We start from the raw sequence: 25,489 nt of genomic DNA on the forward strand, positions 1-25,489 counted from the left end.
CGCGCGTCAGACGATGCGTGCGATATCGTCGAACTCGAAGCGCGGGCTGCGCGGGAACAGGCCGGCCGGATCGCCGTAGCCCAGATTCACGAGGAAGTTGGTACGGATCGCGGTGCCCGCGAAGAATTCGGCGTCGACCTTGGCGGCATCGAAGCCCGACATCGGGCCCGCGTCGAGGCCGAGCGCGCGGGCCGCGAGGATCAGGTACGCGCCCTGCAGCGACGAGTTGCGGAACGCCGTGGCTTCGATCAGCGCGTCGTTGCCGGCGAACCAGCTGCGCGCGTCGGCGTGCGGGAACAGGCGCGGCAGGTGCTCGTGGAACGCGAAGTCCATGCCGACGATCACGGTGACGGGCGCGGCCATCGTCTTCGCGAGATTGCCTTCGGACAGCGCCGGTTTCAGGCGCGCCTTCGCTTCCGGCGACTTGACGAACACGAAGCGCGCGGGGCTCGCGTTCGCCGACGTCGGGCCGAATTTCGTGAGGTCGATCAACCGGTGCAGCAGCGCGTCGTCGACGGGTTTGTCCTGCCATGCGTTGTGGGTGCGTGCGGTGAGGAACAGCTGATCGAGGGCGGAATCGGAGAGCGTCATGGTGGGTCCGTGAAGAAATCGGCCGGGTCGTGCCGGCCGGCATTGCGGAAGAACGCGGCGCCCCGGATAAGGGCGCGTTGCGATACGCCGCGATGATAGCGTGGCCCGCTGAAACGCACCGGCCTCGCGATCGGCGATTCGAAGCGCCCCAGCGCCCCAGCGCCCGGGCGTTCGGGCATGTGGCGCGACGGAATGACAGCGCATGGCGGCGCGCGTCGCCGTTGGCTACCATGCAGACATGCTTCGCCCGTCTCATTGACTCTTGCCCGATTCCGACATGTCGACGCCCGATCTTTTCGCCGATACGCCCGCGCCCGACGTGGACTGGTACCCGGGCTGGCTCGCGGCGGCCGACGCCGATCGTATGCTGGCCGCGCTGATCGACGAGGTTGCGTGGCGGCAGGACACGATCCGCACGCCGCGCGGGCGCATTCCGCTGCCGCGGCTCACCGCGTGGCAAGGCGAGCCGGACGCCGTCTACGTGTATTCGGGAATCCGCAACGTGCCCGCGCCGTGGACGCCGGCCGTGCTCGACCTGAAGCGCGCGGTCGAGGCGACCTGCGACGCGCGTTTCAACAGCGTGCTGCTCAATCGTTATCGCAACGGGCAGGACAGCCTCGGCTGGCATGCGGACAACGAGCCGGAGCTCGGCGACGCGCCGGTGATCGCGTCCGTCAGCCTCGGCGCGATGCGCGTGTTCGACTTGCGTCATCGCGCCACCGGCGTCGTGCATGCGTACCGGTTGACGCACGGCAGCCTGCTGGTGATGCGCGGCCGCACGCAGGCCGAATGGCAGCACCGCGTGCCCAAGGCGCCGGCGGTGCAGGGCGAGCGGATCAACCTGACTTTTCGGCGAGTAATGACGGGGGAGGCGGCACGCTAGCCGCGCCTGCCGGAGGGCTTGCATCGCCCAGGGTCGCGACCCGTTTTTCAACCGATCCACTGAAGCGCTCGTCCATGCGGCACGTTGACGCACAGGTGCTGCGCGCGCCGGGGGAATCGGCGGCGAGGCCCGCGCCACAAGGGTTTCAGTTGGATTTCATCGACCACCCGGTTCTGATAGGCAGGTGTAAGCCCTGATGGTGCGTCGCAACAATCATTGACTAAACTGTCGAATGGCTGAAACGCGCCGCGAACCGGCGCATCTTTTCGACATGCACGACGCGTTGCCGATGCGACGCGTAGCGCAGGAGCATAATTCTTGACCGTACTGGACTCATCCCTCGAACCCTCGCTGCACGTCTTCGAACAAGACGGCGCATGGCAATGGGCGCTGACGGTGAAGCGGGTGTCCGGCGTCGGTGTGAAAGTCGTCGCATTCAGCACGGACGGCTTCCCCGCCGAAGCCGACGCGCATGCCGCCGGCCAGCTTGCCCGTGCCGAGTATGACGACGCCGTGACGGCCTGACGTCGCGCCGCGCCGACCCGTGCGCGGATCGGCGTGATCGTCCGTTCCCGGCCGTTTTTCTTTTCCGTTCCGTTTTCCTCGCTTTCCCTCCGTTTTCCTCGCCTCGCCGTCGCGCATCGCGTGACGCACGGGCGTGGCCGCGCCATGCGTCGATCGCGACAAATGGTCCGTAGCTTTCGACACGCACCTGCCATACGCGCCACTTAACGTGCATGCGCGGCATCCGCCGTGCCGGCGATGCGCGACGCGTCGCACGGCCGGCGCGCGACGACTCATCGACAACAACGCAGGTCATGTGCGACGACAGAACCGACTTTCACCGCGCCGCACGGGCGCCGCTACGGGGATTCACGCTGATCGAGGTGCTGATCGCGCTGGCGATCGTCGCGGTGGCGCTCGGCGCCGTGATGCGCGCGATCGGCGCGCTCGCGTCGGACACCGATACGGCGCGCATGCGGTTGCTCGCGCTCTGGAGCGCCGACAACGCGCTCGGCGAGATCCGCATCGCGTCGAGCTGGCCGGACGCGGGCACGCAGACGTTCGCGTGCCCGCAGGGTCGTTACCGGTTCGTGTGCCGGCAGTCCGTGGCCGCGCTGCCGAGCCCGCTCGTGCGGCGCGTGACGGTCAGCGTCTATCCGTCCGCATCGAGCCGCAACGTGCTCGCCGAAGTCGTGACGGTGATCCAGAATGAAGCGCGGCGCTGACCGGCGCGCGCCGGCGCGCGCGCGGGGCTTCACGCTGATCGAGATGCTGGTCGCGATCGCGCTGCTGGCCGTGATCGCGCTGCTGTCGTGGCGCGGCCTCGATGCGACGATCCGCGGCCGCGACGATATCGCGTCGAATCTGGCGCAAACGCGTCTGCTCGGCCGCTATTTTTCCCAGCTGCAGTTCGACCTGATGAACCTGGTGACGGCCGACGAAGTGTTCGGGCCGCCGCTGCGGATCCGGCCGAACGATCTCGTGATGGTGCGGCATCTGGGCGTCGGCGCCGGCCCGGCGCACGTGCAGGTCGTGCGGTACCGGCTCAAGGGGCGCGAGCTCGAGCGCAGCGCGTCGCAGCCGCTCGCGTCGCTCGCCGAGGTCGAGGCGGCGCTGCAGCAGATGGACGCGTTTCCGCGCGTGGTCGTCAGCAACGATGCGCGCTCGATGCAGCTGGCCGTATGGATTGCGCCGGGCGGCTGGACGACCAGCCAGACGGCGATCGAGCAGGCCTATGCGCAGTTTCTCGCGCAGCACGGGATCAGCAATTCGACGTCGCTCGGGATGCCGCTGCCGCGCGGGGTGCGGTTCGCGGTGACGCTTGGCGCGCCGCCGGTCGAATACGTGCGGACGATCCCGATCGGCCAGTGACGGCGGCCGGGCGGGCATCGGGGCGCGAGGTCGGTCTCGCCGAGACAGGCGTTTCGCCGCCCGGCACAAAATGGTCCGTAACTTTCGTCATACGTCTGTTATTGGGCGTCCGTTAGTCTCGTGCCGAGCATGATTGCCGCGACGGGCCGCTCCGGCCCGTTCAGCGGCGCATCGGCAAACGGGAAGGGGGCGAACGTGACGGTCGAGCACCGGCATGATGCACACGCGGGCGCATCGGGGAACGGCGCGCCCGCGCAATGGCAATCGGCGGCGATCCTCGGCCGCGCGCAGCAATCGCACGGCGCCGGGCGCTTCGACGACGCGGCGCGCGACTATCTCGCCGTGCTCGCGAACGAGCCCGATCATCCGCAGGCGTTGCATCTGTACGGCGTGCTGCAGTTCCAGCGCGGCGCGGCCGGCGAGGCGGAGGCGCTGCTGCGCCGCTCGATCTCGATCGACGCGAGCGCGCGGGCATTGTCGGATCTCGGTGCGATCGTCGGCGAGAGCGGGCGTGTCGACGAGGCGCTGGACCATTTCGCGGCGGCGCTGCGTGCGGCGCCCGACGACGTGCAGACGCTCGTGCGTCGCGGTAACACGCTGATCGCGCTGCATCGCTACGACGACGCGCTCGCGGCGTTCGACCGCGCGCTCGCGGTGTCGCCGCTCGTGCTCGATGCGCTGTGCAATCGCGGCGCTGCGCTGCGGGCGCTCGGCCGCCTCGACGACGCGCTCGACACCTACGATCGCGCGCTGATGGTCGATCCGCGCTCGTGCGAGTCGTGGTTCAACCGCGGTCTCGTGCTGCGCGCGCTTCAGCGGCCGGCCGATGCGCTGCACTGCTTCGACCGCGCGAATGCCCTTCGGCCCGGCGTGGCCACGATCCAGGCCGAACGCGGCCGCGCGCTCGTCGATCTCGACCGCGTGAACGAAGCGCTCGCGGCCTTCAACGACGCGATCGCGGCCGATCCCGCACGGCTCGACGTGCTTCACGACAGCGCGGTCGCGCTCGAACGGCTCGGTCGCGCGGACGAAGCGCTGCTTCGCTGCGAGCGCGTGCTGGCGCTCGACGCGAACCACGTGCCCGCGCTGGCGAGCCGCGGCAACGCATTGCTGCAAATGCGCCGCTACGACGACGCGCTCGACAGCTATGCGCGTGCGCTCGCCATCGAGCCTCGGTCCGCCGATCTCCTGTGCAATCGCGGCACCGCGCTGCGCCACCTGAAGCGCTTCGACGAAGCGCTGTCCTGCTACGACGCGGCGCTCGCGATCGACCCGCATTTCGCCGAAGCGTGGACCAACCGCGCCAGCGTGCTGCAGGACCTGCACCGCCGCGACGAAGCGGCCGCCTCGCTCGATCGCGCGCTCGCGCTGCGTCCGGAGCATGCGACGAACTGGCTCAACCGCGGCAACCTGCATGCCGACCACGCGCAGGCGGACGACGCGCTTGCCGCTTACGAACGTGCGCTTGCGTTGCGTCCCGACTATGTCGACGCTCATGTCGCCCGCGCATCGCTGCATCTGATGGAGGGCGATTTCGAACGCGGTTGGCCAGCGTACGAATGGCGGCTGCGCGACGCGCAGCTCGCGCGGCAGGTGCGTCCGTTCACGCAGCCGGCCTGGCGCGGCGACGAACCGCTCGACGGCAGGACGATCCTGATTCACGCGGAGCAGGGCTACGGCGACACGCTGCAGTTCTGCCGCTACGTGCCGCTCGTCGCCGCGCGCGGCGCCCGCGTCGTGCTGGAGGTTCAGCCGCCGTTGCGCGCGTTGATGGCATCGCTCGACGGCACCGCCGCGGTGGTCTCGCGCGGCGAGCCGCTACCCGCGTTCGACTGCCACGTGCCGCTGCCGAGCCTGCCGTATGCGTTTCGCACCGACGTGCGGACGATTCCATCGGCTGCCGCCTATCTGCATGCGGCCCCGCACCGCGTGCGCGAATGGGAAGCGCTGCTCGGCGCACGACGCCGGCCGCGCATCGGGCTCGCGTGGGCCGGCAATCCGGAACACCGCAACGACCACCATCGGTCGATCGATCTGGCGCGGTTCGCGCCGCTGTTCGATCTCGACGTCGACTGGGTCAGCCTGCAGAAGCCGGTTCGTGAGCGCGACCTCGGCGAGCTTGCGGATTCGCCGCTGCGCCGCGTGGACGACGCGCTCGGCGATTTCGCGGATACGGCCGCGTTGATCGGCGCACTGGATGTCGTGATCGCGGTCGATTCCGCCGTTGCGCATCTGGCGGGCGCGCTCGGCCGCCCGGTGTGGATATTGCTGCCCGACCCGCCGGAATGGCGCTGGATGCGGGCACGCGGCGACAGCCCCTGGTATCCGTCCGCGCGGCTGTTTCGCCAGTCGTCGCCGGGACTCTGGCGCGCCGTGATCGACGCGGTACGCGATGCGATCGCGGCGATGACGCGTTAGACGCGACGAAACGAACCAGAACGATCAACCAGGGGCCACACGATGACATTGAACGGGGAAGGGACGACACTCGCGAGTGCGCCGGCCGCGTCACGATCGCCGGATCGCCATTCGCCCGATGCCGCGCAGCTCGAGCGGCTGCTCGCACGCGCGCGCATCGCGCACCGCGACGGCGCGCTGCAACAGGCGGAGCACGCGTACGCGGAATTGCTCGCACTCGATCCCGACCATCCGGAAGCGCTGCATCTGCTCGGCGCATTGCGATTCCAGCAGGGCCGTCTCGACGATGCCGAGCCGCTGATGCGGCGCTCGATCGAGCGCCAGCCGGTGCCGCTCGCGCTGGCGAACTACTCGGCGGTGCTCGCCGGACTCGGCCGCACGCACGACGCGCTCGCTCGCCTCGACGATGCGCTCGCGATCAATCCCGCGCATCAGCGCGCGCTGTTCCAGCGTGCCGGCCTGCTCGCGCAACTCGGGCGTCACGACGAAGCGTGCGCATCCTACGACCGGCTGCTCGAACTGACGCCCGGTTTCGCCGACGGCTACGTGAAGCGCAGCGACACGCAGCGCGCGCTCGGCCGCCACGACGCGGCACTTGCCGACTGCGACCGGGCGGTCGCGCTCGCGGGCCGCTCGTTCGATGCGATGCGCGCACGCGGTCTCGCGCTGCGTGAGCTCGGCCGCTTCCGCGATGCGGCGCTCAGCTACGACCATGCGCTCGCGCTCGCACCCGGCAGTGCCGAAGTGCTGTTCCTGCGCGGCGTCGCGTATCTGGATCTGCACGAGCCCGAGCGCGCGCTCGCGGATTTCAATGCGGCGATCGCCGCAAGCCCGACGTTCGTCGATGCGATCGTCAACAGTTCGATTGCGCTCGAGCAGCTCGGGCGGCACGAAGAAGCGCTGGTGCGCTGCGATCACGCGATCGCGCTCGATCCGCGTCATGCGCGCGCGCTCGCGAATCGCGGCAACGCGGCGAGCCACGTCGGGCGCTACGCGGAGGCGGTGGACAGCTATGCGCGCGCGCTCGACGTCGAGCCGGACAACACCGCCGTGCTGTGCAACTTCGCAAGCGCGCTGATGCACGTCGGTCGCCACGACGACGCGCACGCGATGTGCGACCGCGCGCTTGCGGTCGATGCGCACTGCACCGCGGCGTCGTTCACGCGCGCCGTTGTCAGGCTCGAAACGCATCGTTACGACGACGCGCTCGCCGATCTCGCGCGCGTGATCGACACAACGCCCCACGACAAGCTCGCGCACTTTCATCGGGGAAACGCGTTGCGTGCGCTGCGCCGCCACGACGACGCGCTGGATGCCTATGCACGCGTGCTCGACATCGATCCGGACGACGCGCCCGCGCACTGCATGCGCGCCTTCCTGTGCCTGTCGACCGGCGATTTCGAAGCCGGCTGGGCCGAGTACGAATGGCGCTGGCGCGACCGCCAGCTCGACGGCAGCCGGCGCGATTTCGCGCAGCCGCGCTGGACGCACGGCACGCCGCTCGACGGCCGCACGATCCTGCTGTACCCGGAACAGGGGCTTGGCGACACGCTGCAGTTCTGCCGCTATGTGCCGCTGGTCAAGGCGCTCGGCGCACGCGTCGTGCTGGAGGCGCCCGTCGAATTGAAGTCGCTGTTCGCGACGCTCGACGGCGTGGATGTGCTCGTCGCGCGCGGCGATCCTCTGCCGCCGTTCGATCTGCATTGCCCGCTGCTGAGCCTGCCGCTGGAGTTCCGCACGGACCTGTCGTCGATTCCGGCGGACACGCCGTACCTGCGTGCTGATCCCGAGCGGGTCGAACGCTGGCGCGCGCGTCTCGGCGCGACGGGCCGGCCGCGCATCGGCCTCGTCTGGACGGGCAATCCGCTGCACCTGAACGACCGCAACCGCTCGATGACGCTGACCGACCTGTTGCCGCTGCTCGACGATCGCTACGAGTGGATCAGCGTGCAGAAGGTGATCCGCGACGACGATCGTGCGGCGCTGCAGGCGAGCCCGATCCGCTTCGTCGGCGACGACCTGACCGATTTCGCGGAGACGGCCGCGTTGATCGGCGCACTGGACGCGGTGATCAGCGTCGATACGTCGGTCGCGCACCTGGCCGGTGCGCTCGGTTGTCCGCTCGCGGTGCTGCTGCCGCACACGCCGGATTTCCGCTGGTTGCTCGATCGCGACGACAGCCCGTGGTATCCGGGTGCGACGCTGTTCCGCCAGCCGCAGGGCGGCCAGTGGGCGCCGGTGGTCGAGCGCGTGCGCGGCGCGCTGCCGGCGCTCGTGGCGAGCGCGACGCGATGAGCACGGTGCATGCGCTGCCGCTGCGGGCGGCCGTCGACGATGCGCTGCGCCAGGCGCGCGCGAAGCTCGAGCAGCGCGATTTTGCCGGCGCGGCGCGGCTCTACGAAGGCGTGCTGGCGATGATGCCCGATCACGTCGAAGCACTGCACCTGCTCGGCGTCGTGCATCTGGCGCGCGGCGACGCGTCGCGCGCGGAGCCGCTGATCGCGCGCTCGATGCGGTTCGGACTCGACCAGCCGTGGAATTTCGCCAACCATGCGGCGGCGCTGACCGGCACGGGCCGCCATCGCGAGGCGCTCGACGCGGCGGCGCAGGCGCTCGCACGCGATTCCGGGCATGCGCCCGCGCATGCGGCACGCGGCGACGCGCTACGTGCGCTCGGCCGGCACGGCGAAGCGGTCGGCGCGTACGATCTCGCGCTCGCGCGCGAGCCCGGGCGCGCCGCGACTTGGGTGCGTCGCGGCGAGGCGCTGCGCGCGATGGGCCGGCCAGCCGACGCGTTGATCAGCATCGAGCGCGCGCTGCGGATCGATTCGAACGATGCGCTCGCGCTCGCGGAACGCGGCCATGCGCTGCGTGCGCTCGGGCGCGGCGACGAGGCCGTGCATTGTTTCCGGCTCGCGATGGTGGTGCGCGGCAAGACTCCCGAGCTCGTCTACGCGTGCGGCTATGCGTTGATCGAACTGGGCCGCCCGGCCGAAGCGCTCGCGTGCGTCGACGAAGCGCTGGCGCGCACGCCGGACGATGCGCAACTGTTGTTCGTCAGTTGCGTCGCGCTCGACCTGCTGCATCTGCGCGACGAATTGCTGAAGCGCGCCGACCGCCTGCTCGCGCTAGACCGCGACAACGTCGGCGCATGGATCGGTCGCGGCAACGCGCTGCTGGGACTGAGGCGTCACGAGGAAGCCGTGCGCGCCTACGGTGAAGCGCTCGCGCGCGCGCCTGCCGATTTCGATGCGCTGCGCAATCGCGCCGGAGCGTTGCGGGCGCTCGGCGCCTGCGACGACGCCGTTGCGGATTACGACCGGGCACTTGCCGCGCGCGGCCCGCATGCGGAAGTGCTGTGCAATCGCGCGATCGCGCAGCAACTGCTCGGCCGCTACGACGACGCGCTCGCGAGCTACGCGGCCGCCACCGCCGCGCCCTGCGGTACCGCGCAGGAGTTCTACGCGCGTGCGGTCGCGCGCCAGCAGGTCGGCGATTACGCGGGCGCGCTCGCCGATTTCGCGCTGGCCTGCCGGCACGATGCGAATCACGGCATCGCGCGCCGCTCCGAGGCGTTCTGCCGCCTGTTGACGGGCGACTTCGACACGGGCTGGCGGCAGCACGAAGCGCGCTGGGATGCCGCCGACGTGATGCTGCACCGCCGTCACGCGGACCGCCCGCAATGGACCGGCGACGAACCGCTGGTTGGACGCACGCTGCTGCTGCATGCGGAGCAGGGTTTCGGCGACACGCTGCAGTTCTGCCGCTACGCGAGCCTCGCGCACGATCGCGGCGCGATCGTGACGATCGATGCGCCTGCTGCGCTGGCCGACCTGCTCGGCACGTTGCGCGGTGTGAGCCGCGTCGTCGCCGACGGCCAGGCGTTGCCGGCGTTCGATCTGCATTGCCCGATGATGAGCCTGCCGTTCGCGTTTCGCACGACGCTCGATACGGTGCCGGCCGACGTGCCGTACCTGCATGCCGACCCGCGGCGACGCGCGGCATGGCTCGAGCGGCTCGATGCGGCTGCGCCGCCGGGGCGCCTGCGTGTGGGCGTCGTGTGGTCCGGCAACCCGCATCACGCCAACGACGAGAACCGGTCGATGACGTTTGCCGCGCTCGCGCCGCTCGTCGCGCTCGACGCGACGTTCGTCAGCCTGCAAGTCGGCGTGCGCGCGCGCGACGCCGACGCGTTCGCGGCCAGCGGCGTGCTGTCGTTCGAGGCGGCGTTGACGGATTTCGCGGAGACGGCCGCGCTCGTCGACACGCTGGATCTGGTGATCGCCGTCGATACGTCGGTCGTGCACCTGGCCGGCGCGCTCGGCCGGCCGGTGTGGGTGCTGCTGCCGCGCGTGCCGGACTGGCGCTGGCTGGTCGAGCGCGACGACAGCCCGTGGTATCCGACCGCGACGCTGTTCCGGCAAGGGCGGCCGGGCGACTGGCCGGCATTGGTCGAACGCGTCGCGCAGGCGCTCGCGGCTTGCATCCGCGCGCACCGCGAGACGGCGTGAGCCGCCGACTGTGACAAAAGCTACGGACCATTCGCGCGCGCCCGGAATGGTCCGTAACACCCGCCACGCGGCTGCCATCGGGCATTCGTATGTTCTCGAGATTCCGGTGGCCGGGTGTCGGCCCACGCGCAACGATCAGGCGCGGCAACGGATCGGCGTCGCTTGCGGCGCGGTCGTCGCCGAGCGCCATTTCATAGGATTCGGGGTGAAGAATGGCAGCACGCGCACGCATCGCACGACAACCTGACGCGACGGGGTCGCGCTCCGTCCTCAAATCGGAACTGCGGCCGCTGGTGCGTGCCGTCGCACTGATGTTGCTCGCGGCAGCGTCCGCTCATGCGCATGCGGCCGGCATCATGAACCTCGGCGCGGCCACCGCGCGCGCGTCCGGCGGTGGCGCGGGCGGTGCCGGTGTGCCGGGCATGCCGAATCTCGGCGTGTCGCCGCAGCAGGCGGCACAGGCGAGCCAGCCGTCGATTCGCAACCTCGGCTACGCCGCCCATGCGATTGCCGCGCAGATCGCCGCGCAGCAGAACGCGGCCGCGGCGGCGGCGAAGCTGCCTTCGACCGTGCCGAACGGGCTCGCGCCGGGCGGGCTGGAGGTGGCGCCGGGCATCACGTTCGCGAAGGACGGCAACGGTAATCTCGTCAGCCAGAATACCGACACGGGCAATCCGCTGCTGTGGGTCAACGCGAATGCGCCGCAGCAGACGGTCGACAACAGCGGCCGCGTGAACGTCGACGTCAAGCAGACCGGCCAGAACGCGGTGCTCACGTGGCAGACGATGAACGTCGGCCGGCAGACGACGCTGAACTTCGATCAGTCGGCCGGCACGCAGACGAACGGCGCGAACAACTGGGCCGTGCTGAACCGGATCAACGATCCGAGCGGGCGGCCGAGCCAGATACTCGGCAACGTCACCGCGCAGGGCGCGGTGTACGTGATCAACCGCAACGGCGTGCTGTTCGGCGCGGGGTCGCAGGTCAACGTGCATTCGCTGGTCGCGTCGTCGCTGAACCTGCTCGACATGAAGAACCAGCTCGTGCCGACGGCCGCGGGTATCGTCGCGAGCAACCAGCAGTTCCTGAGCCTGCCGGCGGGGACGACAGGCGGGCTGGCTTATCCGGAGTCGGGGAGTTCGGGCGGCGTGGCGGGCGCGGTCGGTCGCCCGAACGAGGTGCTCGGGCTAGGGAGCCCGGCGCTGCTGACCGGTTCGTACCAGGCGCCGGGCGACGTCACGATAGAGCAGGGTGCCTCGATCACGACGCACACGAACGGCACGGCGAGCGACGGCGGATTCGTGCTGGTCGCGGCGCCGAACGTGACGAACGCGGGCAGCATTTCGGCCACGGCGGGGCAGGTAGTGCTTGCGGCGGGCGTGGGCGTGAGCCTGCGACCCAACGGAAACGGGGCGACGGGCAATCCGCAGGTGCTGTTGCCCGAGTTGAGCGGGCAGATCGTGACCACGGATCTGCAGACCGGCAAAACGATCGACGTCACGCCGGCCGGCACCTTGACCAATACCGGCATCGTGCAGGCTGCGCGCGGCAACGTGAACCTGCTCGGCAGCCGCGTCGCGCAGAACGGCGTGGTGGGTGTCACGACGAGCGTGAACACGCCGGGCACGATCACGATTTCGACGGCCGACGAGTATGCGTCGAACAATCCGCTGGGCAATCCGTATACCGGCTCGACGCCGGTCACGGGCAACGGCGGCGGAGGCGACAACGTCAATCGTGCCGGCCTGCTGAGCTTCGGCCCGGGATCGGTCACGACGGTGCTGCCCGACAACAACGGCCAGACCGCGACGTCCACGCCCGGTACGACCTTCACGCCGGGCGGCATCACGATGACGGCCGGCTCCGTCTGGTTCCAGGGCGGCTCGCTGATCGAGGCGCCGGGCTCGAACGTGTCGGTGACGGCCTACGTGCCGTCGGTGGTGACGAACCAGGCAGCCGGCCAGACAGCGGTGCCGGGCCGGATCTACGTGGATGACGGCGCGACGATCGACGTGTCGGGGCTCGCGGATGTCCAGGCGCCGATCTCGCAGACGCTCGTGACGATCGACCGGATCGGCCAGAACGAACTGGCCGATTCGCCGCTGCTGCGCAACAGTTTCCTGTTCGGGCTGAAGGGCGTCGTCGTCGACAGCACGCTGACGGGCACGCGCAGCGACGGCGTGCAGTGGGTCGGCAGCCCGATCCTGAACCTGTCGGGCTACGTGAACCTGATCCCGCGCACCGTCGACCAGTTGCTGACCAACGGCGGCACGATCACGCTGTCGGGCAACGAGGTGATGACCGCGGCCGGTTCGTCGATGAACCTGAACGGCGGGTACGTGCATTACAACGGCGGGATGGTCAACACGACACGGCTCGTCGATGCCAACGGCGCGATCGTGCCGATCTGGCAGGCGAGCCCGTACGACAACTATGTCGGCATCGCCGGCCAGTTCGTCGAGAGCCATCCGCGCTGGAACGTGACGAAGTCCTGGTACAACCCGCTGCAAACGGGCGGCACCTACCAGTCCGATTACATCGTCGGCGGCAATGCGGGCACGCTCGACCTGTTCGCGTCGCAGGCGCTGGTGCTCGATGGCGATATCAGTGCGCAGGCGTTCGGCGGCGCGAAGCAGATGCAGGGCAACAGCCTGCCGTCGGGCGGCGCGTTCAACCTGGGCGCGGACCCGAAGCTGGCCGGCGGCACGCTGGCCGGGATGGCCTGGAATGCCGCCGCCAATCCGCTGCTTCCGATCAGCGCGATCTCGGGACTGACGATTCTGCAGGACGACGCACCGCAGCTAGGCGCGTTGATGCCGGGCTTCTCGATCGATACGCCGCTGGACAAGAACGCTGCGGCGACGCTTGCCGCCAACGATCCGAACAATCTGCCGACGACGCGGGTCGTGCCGGTCGCGACGCTGAACAACGGCGGATTCGCAAAGCTGAACGTGACCGAGGACAAGAACGCGGGCAAGGGCATCGTGGTCGCGCAGGGCACGCAGCTGAACCTTCAGCCGGGCGGTGCGATCTCGCTGAACAGCCCGGCCGTCGGCGCGGACGTGAATGTCGCGGGGCGGTTGTCCGCACCGTCGGGTTCGATTTCGATCACGAGCGGCGGCAATGTCGTCGTCGGGCCGCAGGGCGCGCTGAGCGCGGCCGGCCAGTGGGTGAACAACGACGTGCAGGCCGCGCCGGGCACGGCGCCCGGCAACAGCCAGTTCATCAACGGCGGCAGCATTTCGCTGTCGGCGACGCAGGGATCGACGTTCGTCGACGGCAACGCCGTGGACGCGACGGGTTCGATCCTGCTGCAACCGGGAAGCGTGCTCGATGTATCGAGCGGCGGCGAAATGCTCGCGAACGGCCAGTTGCTGATGCAGAACGGCGTGCCGGCAGGGCGCGGAGGCAACGTGGCGTTGCAGACCTATGCGGTACCTGCGGGCGGTGCGCAATTCGGTCATACGACCGACGGTGGTGCGAACCTGCCCGGCACTCAGCCGACCGCCGGCACGATTGCCATGGGCGGCACGATCCTGAGCGAAGGCTTCTCCGGCGGCGGCACGCTGACGCTGAATGCGCTCGGCTTCCGGATCGGCGGAGATCGCGCGGCGGCGGCACCGTGGGATGTGTATCTGCCTGAAAGCTTCTTCTCGCAGCAGGGCTTCGGCAAATACGTGTTGAACGCGTACTACGATTCGACCATTGCGCCGGGCGCAACGGTTGCGCTCACGCAGAAGAACCTGCTTCCCGATGTGCTGGCACTTCAGCGGACGAGCTCGGGTTCGAACCTGTCTGCCGGCGGTCTGACGACGGTTGGTCAGCTTGACGCATATCACCGGCAACCCGCAGGGCTTGAGCTGACCGGCGGTAACGCCGTATCGTGGCTGACGGCGGCGAGTAACGGCGTGATTCCGTCGTATCCGGGCGTGACCGGCGCGGTCACGCTTTCGGCCGGTGCGTCGATCGATGCGGACGCCGGTGCGAGTATCGTGCTCGCGTCGCCGAAACAGGTGACCGTGCTCGGCTCGGTGGTCGCGCCGGGCGGGTCGATCGTGCTGAGTGCGGATACCGGAGCCACGACCGCCCAGCCGGGGCAACTCAATGTGTTCACGCCGAGCAACAGCCGCTCGGTATGGCTCGGGGCCGACGCGACGCTCGACGTATCGGGCGTCGCGCTTGCCAACCCGCTTGCCGCACCGGTGAAGCTCGGCGCAACGACCGTGATGCCGAATACCGGCAAGGTGCTGCCGGGCGGTTCGGTGACGCTGTCGAGCGATACGGGCTACGTGGTCGCGCAAGCCGGCTCGAAGATCGCCGTATCGGGCGCATCGGCGAACTTCGATCAATTGCAGGCGAACGGCACGTATGCATCGCACCCGGTATGGAGCGACGCCGGTTCGATCACGCTGTCGGCCGCGTACGGGCTTTTCGCGGACGGGACGCTCAGCGGCCATGGCGGTGCATCGCAGGCGCGCGGCGGCACGCTGACGGTTCTGCCGCATCAGAACGGCAGTGCGTCCGGCGCGACCGCGCTCATCGTCCGGCAGAGCGGTCCGCTCGTGCCCGCCGGCCTTGCGCCGGGCGAGGATTTCCCGACGCCGGTGGATCCGGCCACCGGGTTGCCGAGCGGCCAGCCGACCGGCGTGATGCAGTTCTCCGCCGATCGCCTGAATGGTTCGGGGATCGCGAATCTCGTGCTCGGCGACAGCACGCCATCCCCGATTCCGGCGCCGGTACCGACGATCGCATTCGCCGGTAACGTGAACCTCGCGCTGCCCGAGTCGGTAACGCTGAATACCGGACGCATCGCCGCGATCGGCATGGACCAGTTGGCGACGCTCCTGTCGACCCCCGCCCAGCCGAGCGGCGGCCCTTCCGCGCTCGACATCCTTCTGTCGCAGCCGCCGGCCCATCCGCTCGGCACGAAGGTGACGATCAACGCACCGTATGTCGCGCTGGCGGGACCGGTGGCAACGTCGTCGACGCCCGCGTTCGCGCCGGTCGCGACGCGCTCCGATGCGACGCTGAACGTGAATGCGTCGTTCCTCGATCTGCGCAATCAGTTCCAGCTCAACAACTTCGGTCAGGCAAACCTGAGCAGCCGAGGCGATATCCGCCTGAGTTCGACGAGTGTGTCGCCGACGAGCAATGCGCTGCTGCCGGGCGTGCTGTACACGCCCGGCAACGTCACGTTCAACGCGGCCAGCTTGTACCCTGCCACCGGCAGCACGTTCATCATCGACGCGGTCGGCCCCGCCGATCCGGTGACGGGCACACTCGCTCCGACCACCGTCACGTTCGGTTCGACCGGATCGTCCGGCACGCCGCTGTCGGCCGGCGGCACGCTGCTCGTCGATGCGACGAACATCGTGCAGGGCGGCAACGTGCGTGCGCCGTCCGGCGCGCTCGTGTTCGGCGTCGGCGATCCGACGAACGGCACGACGCAGAAGCAGTTCGGCAACCTGCCGCTCGTCGCGACGGATTCGGTGACGTTCGCGAACGGCAGCGTGACGTCGGTTTCGAACGGCGGCTCGATCATTCCATACGGCACGACGGTCGACGGCGTCCAATGGCAGTTCAATCCGCTCGCGGGCGCGACGGCTTCCAACCTCAATGCGCCGCCGGCGAAATACATTGGCGTGAACGGCACGCGCGTCGCGCTGAACCCGGGCGCGACGATCGACCTGTCCGGCGGCGGCGACCTGCAGGCGGCCGAATGGGTGCCGGGCACGGGCGGCACGCGCGACGTGCTGTCGCAATACAACGTGAGCTACGCGAACGGCAAGGGTGCGACGGCGGTGCCGGTCAATGCGGGGGCCGGCAGCGTCTACGCGATCGTGCCGGGAAAGCAATCGCCGGTCGCCGCTTACGACCCGTCTTTCGCGCAGACGGTGCAGCCGGCCGTCGCGGGCAACGGCACGGCAACCACCACGACCGCGACGCTCGGCGTCGGCCAGGCCGGGATGAACGATGCGATCGGCAAGGCCGTGTACCTGTCCGGCGTGCCGGGTCTTGCGGCCGGCTACTACACGCTACTGCCGGGCAAATACGCGACGCTGCCGGGCGCGTATCGCGTGACGGTGTCGAGCACGGGCGGCAACGTCGTGCCGGGCGCATCGCAGGTGCTGCCGGACGGCACCGTGATGACGGCCGGCTACTTCGCCGATGCGGTGACGGGCGGCCGCAGCGCGACGCCGACGCTCTTCAACGTGCAGTCGGGCAAGGTGTGGCAGCAATACTCGCAATACACGCTGAAGGGCGCGAACGACTTCTTCACCGCGCAGGCCGCGAAGCAGGGCAATGTGACGCCGCCGCTGCCGGTGGACGGCGGTCAGCTCGTGCTGGCCGCGACGAGGGCGCTCACGCTGGGCGCGACGCTGAACGCGGCGGCGGGTGCGGGCGGCGCGCCGGCCGAAGTCGACGTCGCGTCGCAGGACATCCAGATCACCGGCAACGGCAGCGCGGCGCTGCCCGGCTATCTGCAGATCGGCGGCGATGCGCTCGATTCGCTGAACGCGGGCAGCCTGCTGATCGGCGGCACGCGCGCGGCGACGACGAAGGGCGTGACGATCACGCCGATCGCGAACAGCGTGGTGGTGTCGAACGACGCGAACACGTCGCTGAAGGGCCCCGAGATCCTGCTCGTGACGAAGACCGATGCAACGGGCACCGATCCGAACGCGGTGAACGGCCTGCGTGTGGACGCAGGCGCGTCGATCGCGGCGGCGGGCGATTATCCGGCGGCGAAAGATCAGCCGATCGCGATCGCCGGCGACGGTGCGCTGCTGCGCGTGTCGAACGGCACGATGGCGCCGCTCACGCGCACGGGCGGCACCGGTGCCGGGTTGCTGACGGTTGGTGCCGGAGCGACGCTCACGGGCGGGCAGGCGCTGATGCTCGATTCGTCCGGAGACCTGAAGGTCGACCCGAGCGCGGTGCTGTCCGCGAAGGCGATCACGGCCGACGGTTCGGCGATCACGTTCACCAATGCGAGCGGCGCCGCCGCGGCGAACCTGCCGGGCTTCGTGATCGATCCTGCCGGCCTCGCGCAGTTCGCGAATGCGGATCTCGTCACGCTGCGCAGCTACGGTGCGATCGGCTTCGTCGGCGACGTGACCGCGACGTTCGGCAAGCGCGTCGATCTGAGCGCGGGCACGTTCACGAGCGACGGCGGCCACGTGACGCTGAACGGTCAGCAGATCGCGTTCACGAACGAGACGGGCGCGCCCAGCGGCGCGTCCGCGTCGGGCAACGGCACGTTGACGGTCAACGCGAAAGAGATCGACCTCGGCACGGGCACGAAGGCGCTGAACGGCTTCTCGTCGGCGAACCTGACCGCGAGCGGCGGCATCGTCGGGCAGGGCACGGGGACATTCGATTTCGGCTCGCAGCCGGTGACGCTGAGTGCGCCCGTGTATCTCGCCGATACGAGTTCCGCATCGACCGTGAAGACGACCGGCGCGCTGACGCTGAACGGCGCGGCGGGCACCGCATTGACGAAAACGGCGGTCGGCGGCGCGTGGAAATTCGTCGGCGGCACGCTGGCCGACAACGGCGCGACGATCGCCGCACCGGCCGGCAACGTGAGCCTCGACGCGACGGCAGGCAACCTGACGATCGGCAGCGGCTCGACGGTCAGCTCGGCGGGCGTGTCGAAGCAGTTCTTCGATGTGACGCAGTACGCGCCGGCCGGCTCGATCACGCTGACCGCCGATGCGGGGACCGTCGATGTGCAAGCGGGCACGACGCTCGACTTCTCGGGCGCGAACGGTGGCGGCGCGGCAGGCAGCCTGACGCTGTCCGCGCCGAAGCAGGTCGTGAATCTGAACGGCACGATCAAGGGCGGTGCGGCGAACGGCTACGCGGGCGGTTCGCTGTCGCTCGACACGGCCGGCGCGGCCGATCTGGATTCGCTCGCGAAAACGCTCGCATCGAGCGGCGTCAACCAGTCGATTTCGGTGCATACGAAGTCGGGCAACCTGACGCTGTCGGCCGGCAATGCGCTGACTGCGCGCTCGGTATCGCTGACCGCCGACGGCGGCGCGGGCAATGCGCGGGATACGGCAAACGGCAACGTGAACGTGCTGGGGACGATCGATGCGTCGGGCAAGGCGGGCGGCGAGATCGACCTGTATGGCCGCAGCGGCGTCGACGTGGAGGGCACGCTGCTCGCGCGCGGCTCCGATCCGACGCAGCGCGGCGGCAAGGTCAACATCGGCACGAGCGCGGTGTTCGACCCGACCGTCGCGAATCCGTACAACGCGACCTACGGCTACGAGAACATCGATCCGTCGCGTTCGGGCGCGATCCGGGTCGGCGCGAATGCGCTGATCGACGTATCGGGCGGCACGGCAGGCGGATTGTCGGGCGGCACGGTGAATTTCCGCGCGCCGCTGCTCGCGGACGGCAGCGTCGACGTCCAGTTCCCGACTGCATTCAACAGCGGCAAGGGCATCGTCGGTTCGCGCGCGACGACGCTCGAAGCGTATGCGGTGTGGAGCACGACCGACGCGTCGCCGGGAGGGCAGCATTTCGACGGCATCGTCGATCCGGCGGGCTGGTACGACGGCAACGGGCATTTGCTGGCCGGCACGTTCACCGCGCAAGGCACCAATCCGCCGACCTTCACGTTCGCGCCGGATGCGAACGGCGACGGCGGCGGCACGCTGACGAACAACGCGACCGGCGCGCAGGTGACGCTGACCGGCAGTCAGAGCGATCTTGCTTCGTTGTACACGGGGATCTCGTCGATCGGCTTCCCGGGCATGGACAGCGCGTACTTCGTGCCGACCACGGCGAACGCCGATCACCAGACGTTCTACGGCGGCCAGATCGTAAAGGCGAGCGACGGCACGCTGTCGATGACGCCAGGCACGCTGATGGGATTCATCCAGAGCGGCCTCGGCGCAAACGGGCCGACGCTGCAGGGATCGACGGCAAACATCGCGAATTTCCGCGTCGCGCCCGGTGTCGAATTCGACAACCCGAGCACGGCGATCAACGGCGGCAATATCTCGATCCTGTCGAACTGGAATCTCGGCGCGGGGCTGCCGAACAACAGCGGGACGATCGTGCCTTCGTATCGGTACAACGGCACGGTCGCGCCGATGCTGACGTTCAGGGCGACGAACAATTTCGATGCGCAAGCGAGTATTACCGACGGATTTTTCCAGAATCAGGTCGCGACGATTCTGGGGGCGGCGGGGAGTGCGACGGCTACGGGGACGTATGAGGCGGCGATGACGTTGTATAGCAGCCTGATGTCGCTGGATGACCCGGCGTCGATTACCGTGCAATTGACCGATGGTTCGACGCACTCTTTGTCTTCATTTGGCAATGGCTCGGGAAATTCTCTATACGATCCGAATATCACGCTAAGTGCGCCGCTAATCAAGCAGGCTGCCGATTATTATTCTGATTATCTTGAATATGCGAATGCGTGGAGTGCGTACTATGGAACATGGGCTAACGGGACATTTCAGGGAAATTATTCGCTTCATGTGATGCCCCATGTTCCGCTCTTGACTTCTGCTCCGGATATCGGGAATTATTTGTCGTATCAGGATTATTCCGATGTTTATCGGAATTGGCTTAATGGCTACACCGTGGCCACCATTACTGGTCTTGTTAAAAACGGCGTGGTTTTGTTCAAGCAGTTTGGTACGCCTACCCCTCCGGCATTGCCATTGAAGTCGACGGATTATGATGCATATATTTCCTTGTACGATGTTTATTCTTCGAAAATTGTTGTAACCAAGTCAAACTCGAATCCTTTGTTGGTAAGCCCGAATAACGCGTACAGTTTTCTATATGCGCCGACTGCGCCTTTGTCTATCCCGGATACTGGAATTGTCAATATCGGAGATTTGCCGGGTAATTTGCCGGCAAATGTTGCGACCTCCAATAATCCGTTGCCTGTCAGCTTTGCTGCACTCCTCGGAGGACAAAGCTCGTCGTATCGTCTGGTCGGCGGAGCCGAGCTGACGAGCGCCAATCCGCTTGCCGTGCAGCCGGTCGCTGCATTCGCCGCCGGCAGTGCGCCGGCCGGCAACGTGACGTTGAACCAGCACACCGCTTACGTCGATTCGAACGGGTTGACGTTGTTGCAGCCGACAACGATTCGCACCGGTACCGGATCCATCGACATTGCGGCCGGCAATGATTTCACGCTGGCGGATACGACCGCACCGGGCGTCGTGTATACGGCGGGTGCGCCCACGCAGGGAAATCCGGTGTTGGGTCTTGCCTCGGCGGTCGCTCATGGCAGCCAGCCAGGTCTTCAAGACATACTGGTCACACCCACCGTGAATCCTGATTCGGCCGGCGACATTTCGCTCCACGTGCAGGGCGACATCAACGGTGTTCAGAGTGTGACCGACGCGACGGGCGTCGTGACGGGAGCGGCAGGCAACAGCATCAGCCAGTATTGGTGGCAGTGGATGCAGGTCACACCGGGAAAGACCATCGACGGCACTACCATCATTGCTCCGTTGACCCGGTCGTCGATTGATTTTGGCGCGTTTGACCAAGGCGTGATGAGCGTCGGCGGCAACGTGTCGATCAGTGCCGGCGGCAATATCTCGGATCTGGCCGTGTCGTTGCCGACCACGTGGTATCTGGATGGAAACAACAAACCCGTCACCGTCGGCGGCGGAAATCTGACGGTGCACGCCGCCGGCGATATTCTGAGCGGCGACTACTTCGTCGCGAAGGGAGCGGCAACGATATCGGCTTGCGGAAGCATCGGGTCGGATATTGCTGCGACGTCGTGGACGCCCGGGGGAGCACCGATCGCGGTGTCGACGGTACTCGCGACTCAGGACGGGATCTTCGACGTCGTCGCGCGCCAGGGGGTGGATATTGCTGCGGTACTGAACCCGTCGTATTCGAACAGCTATACGCAGAGCGCGGGGCTGCCGAATGGTGTCGTCAATCTTTCCAGTTACGGCCAGTATGCTGACAGCCAGGGTTACGGGCAGAGCTCCGCGGTCAACGTCTTGTCCACGACCGGCGATGTCCGACTCGGCACGCTCGGCGGCATGTTGACCGGCGCGAACGGCGTGCTTCCCGCCAGCATCAATTTGACCGCGTTCAACGGCGCCATTGATGTTCCATCGGGAGGCGTTCTCTATCCGTCGGCCGTCGGCCAGTTGAATCTGGTTGCGGATCAGTCGGTGTCCCTTTCCAATGTATCGTCCAACGCGACCGGTGTCGCATTGCCAAATACATTTGGCCTGTCCGACGCCGATCCGTCGCAGATGCCTTCGCCGACGAATCCGCAAGCCACGATTCCGGCATTGACGGATACGACGCTCGCTGCACATGCGCTGACTGCGCTCCATGATGGTGACTTGCAGCCCGCGCGCATCTACAGCCTGAACGGAAGCATCGTGAACGGCACCGTCGATACGTCCGATGATGGTGACGGCTTTTATCGGAACCTCGTCACGCTGTCGATCGACAAGCCGGCGTTCATGCAAGCCGGGCAGGATATCGTCAACCTGGCGTTCTGGGGGCAGAACCTGCGCAGCTCGGACACAACGCGTATCGTGGCGGGGCGAGACATTTACGACACGCCGATTCCCCACAACGGTGGTGGTGCAGTGCCGGTGTTGTCGGTCGGCGGCCCAGGCTGGTTCGACGTGCAGGCGGGACGCAACATCGGCCCGCTGACGAGCCAGGCCGAGTTGTACAACCAGCAAGCCAATACCGGCGGTATCGCACACGTTTTCACGGGCATCGACGCAGTCGGCAACGCAAACAATCCGAACCTGCCGCACGAGAGCGCGAACGTCAATGTGCTGTTCGGTGTCGGGCCGGGCGTCGATCTGCCGGGATTCATCGCGACTTATGTCGCGCCGGGCAGTGCGGTTGCCGGCGTGCCGAGCGCGACGCCTGCATTGATCGCGTTCATGGAGCAGTACGACGCGGGGCTTGGCGTCGATACTGGATTGCAAGTGGACAAGGACAACGCACTGGCGAAGGTCGGCTCGTTGACGGCCGATGAAGCATGGAAGCAATTCCAGGCGTTGCCGTCCTACGTCCAGCAAATCTTTGCGGAAAAGGTGCTGTTCGGCGTGCTGGCGCAAGTGGGCGCGGACTTCAACGATGCATCGAGCCCGTACCACGGCCAGTACGCAAGAGGCTATCAGGCAATCAATACGCTGTTCCCCGCGTCCTATGGCTATACCGCGAACAATCTCGGTGGCGGTTCAAACGGCGCGAACAAGTCGGTCAGCACGGGCGATCTCGACATCCGAAGCACGACGATTCAGACGCAGCAGGGCGGCGATGTCACGATCCTCGGGCCGGGCGGGCAGGCGCTCGTGGGCAGCACGACGGCGCCGCCGCAGATCGTGGACAGCAGCGGCAATGTTGTAGCAGGCCCGGGCACGATGGGGATTCTGACGCTCGAGAAAGGCAATGTCGACCTGTTCACGGATCAAAGCGTGCTGCTCGCGCAAAGCCGGATCTTTACCGAGCAGGGCGGCGACATGACGATCTGGAGTTCGAACGGCGACATCAACGCGGGTAAGGGCGCAAAGACGTCGGCGGATACGCCGGCGCCGCAGTATGTTTGCGATGCTAACCATTACTGTACGGTCGATTCGCGTGGTCAAGTGACGGGGGCGGGCATCGCGACGCTGCAGAGCATACCGGGCGCGCCGAAAGGCACGGTCAATTTGATCGCGCCGCGCGGGACCATCGATGCGGGCGACGCCGGCATTCGTGCCGGCAACCTCAACGTTGCCGCGTTGCGCGTGGTGAATGCGGACAACATCCAGGTGACGGGCAAGGCAACCGGCATTCCGCTTGTGCAGGCAGTGAACACCGGCGCGCTGACGGCCGCGAGCTCGGCGGCATCGGCGGCGAGCCAGGTCGCGCAGGATATCGCGAAGAACAACGCATCGGGTGTCGCGCCACGTCGCTGGACGATCAGCGTGCAGGTGGAGGGCTTCGGGGATAACGGCCCGGATGGCGGCGCGAAGCGGCACAAGTCCACACAGGTCGGCTACGATTCGTCGAATTCGGTGTCGCTGCTCGGGTTCGGTGCGGCCGGGCCGACCCAGCGGACGTTGCTCAGCAAGGAGGAACTGGCGAAGTTGAACCGGTTCTGAACGTGGTCGACGGATGCGGGGCGACCGGCGCAATGCCGGATTTCGGGCGTCAGGAACGAACGATTCCCCGCCTCGCATCTTCTAAGCGACGGTCTATTTGCCTGTTCGGCTCCACACGTTTGAGGATGCCCTTCGATGATGGATCGCGCTTACCGTATCGCTTGGCTCGCGAAAGGTCGGGTCGGCGCACTCTGAATGGTCTGATGAGGCGACTATCCGGAGGCTGGCACCCGGTAGATCGGCCAAGGTCATCCAAGCCGAACCGGAGACCGTTGCCACTTCGTGCGAATCCGGGTCCGTGGTCACAATCCATCGTGTGGCAGTGGTGCGAGTGCCCTCCTGGCATGCGTGTATGTCGGCGCGTCGCCCCTCATGTTCGTCGTCTCGTAGAGGCCGGCGACCGCCAGTTTCAGCGTGCCCGACGTTGTACGAAGTGACCTGCGCGGCCGTGAGCGCTGCATTGCTGTTCGCGAAGTGGGCCGCGCCCATTGGCGGCGCCGCCACCGAAGCACGACTTGATGCGATACGCACTGAATCCAGTGACGCATGGCTAATCGCGGGGTCTACATTGAAAAAAAACCGACCCCGATTGCTCGAGGTCGGTGCGCTGCATTGCCGTGTGTTGCGATATCTGCCGTCGATTACCGGCCGGTGACGAAAGCGCAGGCCGATGCGTCGCCGATGTCCAGGTTGTTCCCGCTCGTGTTGCTCAGGAAGTTCGCGGAGATGGCGGTCTTGAAGCTCGACGGCACAGTGTCGAAGCCGTTGCCGTGGACTACCGATGCGTAGCTGGCGTTCGTGTAGTGGTTGTTCAGGAAGCTCTGAACATTCGACGTCACAGCCGCGTTGGCGTAGCACTGGCTCAGGATGATCTGGCTCGTGCCCGAAACCGGATAACCGGCAGACGGATTGGCCAGAGCGGTATAGGCCGTACCCGAGACCGGCACCCACCGTGTCGGATCGCTGGCGGCGGCACCCGACGGCGCGGCAATCGTACCGAGTGCCGTCGTGGCGTTCGTGTACGTCGGCGCGTAGTACTTCTTGTCCGTCGTGTTGTACAGGCTGGCGAGCGGAAGCTGCAGCGCGCCCGACGACGTCACGACCGCGCTTTGCGATGCGATGTACGTGTTCGTGTAATCCGGGCTCAGGTACGCGACAGCGGCCGTGCCGGCCGACGACAGCGAAGCGAGCGAGCCGCGCACGCCGCCGCTACCCGACGCCGCGACGAAGTTCGCCGGCACACCCGACGGGAATGCGGTCGTGTTCGCGAACGTCAGCGAATCGACGAACGTCACGCCGGCCTTCGTGTTGGCCGTCGTGCAAACGGCATGCAGGTGGCGCGTCAGCAGTTCGGTCGTGCCGCTGCCATCCGCGCGGTAGACGACGGAGATCGCCTTGTTGAGCGGATAGACCGAGCCGGTTTCCGGGTTGGTGACCTGGTTCCAGTTCGTCAGCTTGCCCGAGAAGATGCCGCACAGATCGTCGTCGTTCAGCGCGATGCTGTGGGCCTGACCCGGCGTCGTTTGCGGCGTGGTCGTGCTCGTCACGGTCGGGCCGTTGACGACCGGCACCGTGATCGCGGTCACGATGTACGGGATCTGGATCAGCGGGCCGCTGTTCGAGCCGACCGTGCTTGCGTTATACGACGTGACTTGCGCGGTCGTGAGCGCGGCATCGCTGTTCGCGAAGTGGACCGTGCCCGTGACACCCGAGCCGAAGTACGTCGGCTGGTTGTTCAGGAACGCGTTCTGGCCGGCGCCCGAGCCGACCGAGTAGTACGTGAACGTGCCGTTCGCGGTGCCGTACAGGCCGATTTCGCCGGAAGCCGGCGACGCGGCGCCGATCGTCGGCGCGACGAGCGACGAACCGCCACCTTGAATCACCGGGCCTGCGGCCATCGCGAGCGATGCGCCCATGCCCGAAACGACGAGAGCCAGGACCTGACAGATCTTGCGCTTGCTGGATTTCATGAGAAATTTCCTTGGACGAAGATAAACGGGAACCCCTGCTACTGCGGTTGGAATACGTGTGGACCGCCGGGTAAATGTAGGTGGAATTCCGAATGACGCGTGTGAATTTTTCATAACGAA

The 25,489-nt window shown here is 67.4% G+C and carries 10 protein-coding genes; 8 read left to right on the top strand and 2 right to left on the bottom strand.

The annotated features are described in order from the left end of the window. Positions 1 to 6: 6 nt before the first annotated feature. Positions 7 to 591 (bottom strand): malonic semialdehyde reductase, encoded by a 585-nt coding sequence (locus tag HW466_RS00790; RefSeq protein ID WP_059507676.1) that lies wholly within the window; start codon positions 589 to 591, stop codon positions 7 to 9. Between the two features lie 277 nt (positions 592 to 868). On the opposite strand from HW466_RS00790, the gene HW466_RS00795 reads away from it, so the two are divergent. The 8 genes from HW466_RS00795 (at position 869) to HW466_RS00830 (ending at position 23,399) form a co-directional block, all read left to right on the top strand. Beyond that, positions 869 to 1,474, top strand: a complete 606-nt coding sequence (locus HW466_RS00795) for an alpha-ketoglutarate-dependent dioxygenase AlkB family protein (RefSeq protein WP_059451659.1) — start codon at positions 869 to 871, stop codon at positions 1,472 to 1,474. A 318-nt stretch (positions 1,475 to 1,792) separates the two neighbouring features. Beyond that, positions 1,793 to 1,999, top strand: coding sequence for a hypothetical protein (locus HW466_RS00800; RefSeq protein ID WP_040140242.1), 207 nt, complete (start codon positions 1,793 to 1,795; stop codon positions 1,997 to 1,999). Between the two features lie 293 nt (positions 2,000 to 2,292). Further along, a complete protein-coding gene (gene gspI / locus HW466_RS00805; RefSeq protein WP_059451658.1) occupies positions 2,293 to 2,703 on the top strand; it encodes a type II secretion system minor pseudopilin GspI in 411 nt (136 codons plus the stop codon). Then, positions 2,687 to 3,349, top strand: coding sequence for a PulJ/GspJ family protein (locus HW466_RS00810; protein ID WP_060347238.1), 663 nt, complete (start codon positions 2,687 to 2,689; stop codon positions 3,347 to 3,349). Before gspI ends, HW466_RS00810 begins: the two co-directional genes overlap by 17 nt. A gap of 129 nt (positions 3,350 to 3,478) precedes the next feature. Then, on the top strand, positions 3,479 to 5,767 hold the full coding sequence (locus tag HW466_RS00815; protein WP_151005123.1) for a tetratricopeptide repeat protein: 2,289 nt from the start codon (positions 3,479 to 3,481) through the stop codon (positions 5,765 to 5,767). Between the two features lie 42 nt (positions 5,768 to 5,809). Continuing rightward, entirely contained in the window at positions 5,810 to 8,062 is a 2,253-nt protein-coding gene (locus tag HW466_RS00820) for a tetratricopeptide repeat protein (protein WP_174905468.1), read from the top strand. After that, positions 8,059 to 10,278 (top strand): tetratricopeptide repeat protein, encoded by a 2,220-nt coding sequence (locus tag HW466_RS00825; RefSeq protein WP_174905469.1) that lies wholly within the window; start codon positions 8,059 to 8,061, stop codon positions 10,276 to 10,278. Before HW466_RS00820 ends, HW466_RS00825 begins: the two co-directional genes overlap by 4 nt. Positions 10,279 to 10,589: 311 nt before the next feature. Then, positions 10,590 to 23,399, top strand: coding sequence for a filamentous haemagglutinin family protein (locus HW466_RS00830; protein ID WP_239005864.1), 12,810 nt, complete (start codon positions 10,590 to 10,592; stop codon positions 23,397 to 23,399). A 641-nt stretch (positions 23,400 to 24,040) separates the two neighbouring features. Here HW466_RS00830 and HW466_RS00835 read toward each other — a convergent pair. Further along, on the bottom strand, positions 24,041 to 25,369 hold the full coding sequence (locus tag HW466_RS00835) for a substrate-binding domain-containing protein (RefSeq protein ID WP_060347240.1): 1,329 nt from the start codon (positions 25,367 to 25,369) through the stop codon (positions 24,041 to 24,043). Between the last annotated feature and the right edge of the window lie 120 nt (positions 25,370 to 25,489).

Origin of the sequence: Burkholderia territorii (assembly GCF_902833055.1) — a bacterium.
Taxonomy (GTDB): Bacteria; Pseudomonadota; Gammaproteobacteria; order Burkholderiales; family Burkholderiaceae; genus Burkholderia; species Burkholderia territorii.